Annotated in this window: 2 protein-coding genes; both read right to left on the reverse strand. The window is 70.1% G+C overall.

Annotated elements, in window-relative coordinates; genetic code table 11:
* Positions 1-348: 348 nt before the first annotated feature.
* Positions 349-1,086 (reverse strand): IS21-like element helper ATPase IstB, encoded by a 738-nt coding sequence (istB, locus tag ACOVRJ_RS03420; RefSeq protein WP_422042500.1) that lies wholly within the window; start codon positions 1,084-1,086, stop codon positions 349-351.
* 47 nt (positions 1,087-1,133) lie between these two features.
* The coding region (locus ACOVRJ_RS03425) for a Mu transposase domain-containing protein (RefSeq protein WP_422042499.1) at positions 1,134-1,708 on the reverse strand (575 nt) is incomplete at its 5' end.

The following is a 1,708-nucleotide window of genomic DNA, read 5'->3' on the forward strand; positions in this document are numbered from 1 at the left end:
TGCGCATTCCACTGATCGTGGACACCCGTTCCAGGCTGATCGCGGACAGCGTTCCGGGCGATCGCGGACACCCGTTGCAGGTGTCCTGAGTGACGCTGCGGATGGTAGGCCAACTGTCCGCCATCAGTTTGGAACGCTGTTCGCGATGGCTGTGGAACGGAGCCGTCCGGGTTGTCCACGCGGCGCCTCAGGCGCCGGATGGGCAACCCGGTGCCGAAGGCGGCTTGCTCCGTCCGGCGACCTGCTCGGCAGCCTTGTCCACGGCGGCGGCGGCGCATGCGACGCCTGGCCGCCGCGGTGGGCAAGGCGGGGCCGAAGCGTTTGCAGGTTGGCTCGCCAGTGCTGCCGTCAGGCTTGGGTCTTGGCCTTGCGCAGCGACTCGCCCTTCAGCGCGATGGTGTGCGAGCCGTGGAGCAGCCGGTCCATGATGGCGTCGGCGATGGTGGGCTCGTTGAGCCACTGATGCCAGGCGCTGCTGGGCAGCTGGCTCGTGATCAGCGTGCTGCGGCTGCCCACGCGGTCGTCCAGCAACTCCAGCAGGTCCTGGCGTTCCTGGGCAGCGATCGGCGCGATAGCCAGGTCATCGAGCACCAGCACGTCCAGCCGCGCGAGCTGTGCCAGGCGCCGGCCGAAGCTGCCGTCGCCGTGGGCCACCTGCAGCTCCTGCAGCAGCCGCGTGGCGCGCGTGTACAGCACGCTGAAGCCCTGTCGTGCAGCCTGCTGCGCCAGAGCGCAGCCCAGCCAGGTCTTTCCGCAGCCGGTGGCGCCCGTGATCAACACGTTGCGTGCGTGGCGGATCCAGTCCCCGCCGGCCAGCGCCGTCACCAGATGCCTGTCCAGGCCACGACCGGCCCGCCAGTCGATGTCCTCGATGCAGGCCGAGCTGACCTTGAGCTTGGCCGCCTTGAGCAGCCGTGCCACGCGCTTGCCGTCGCGCCAGTCGAGCTCGCGCTGCACGAGCAAGGCCAGCCGTTGGTCGAAGGGCAGCGCGTCGGCGGCATGCTGGGTGGCGGTGTCGGTCAGGGCGGCGACCATGCCGTCCAAGCGCAGGCCGCGCAATTGGTCCAGGGTGTGTTGTTGGAGCATGAGGGTGTCGGTGTCGGTGTCGGTGTTGTCGTTGCCGGCTGAGGCCATCAGTGGTGCCCGTAGTAGCCGGCGCCGCGCACGTTGTCGTGCTGCGGCATCGGCGCGACCGAGCGCTCTGCGCCGAGCAGGCTGCTGCCCTGGCGGTCCAGTCCGCTGGCCAGGATCGACTTGACGCTGCCGTAGTGGGGCGCACGGATGGACTGCGCCCGCGCGCAAGCCGCCTCCAGTCGGTCGTTACCGTACTCGCGCGCCAGGCGCATCAGGCCCAGGCAGCTTCGGTAGCCTTGCTCCGGATGCGGCCTGCGCTCCATCTGCCAGCGCACCACGCCCGCGGTGGCCGCGCCGATGCGCTCGCCCCAGGCGATGAGCTTGGCTGGCGTCCACTGCAGGTGCGCGCGGTGCGACGCCGGCATGTGCTCAGGCACCGTCGTGAAGCCGCCCGTCTGGGCGCTGCGCACATGGGCGGCGATGCGCTGGCGGCGCAGCAGCACCTCCAGCGTCGTGGCGGTCACCCGCAGCTCCACCACCTCGCCGACGTGTTGGTGCGGCACCGAGTAGTAGTGGCCTTCGAAGGCGACGTGGTAGTCGATGTTCACGCGCGCCGGTTTGAACTGGGCCAGCA

It is taken from the genome of Roseateles sp., assembly GCF_049240545.1.
In the GTDB taxonomy this organism is placed as follows: domain Bacteria; phylum Pseudomonadota; class Gammaproteobacteria; order Burkholderiales; family Burkholderiaceae_C; genus Paucibacter_A.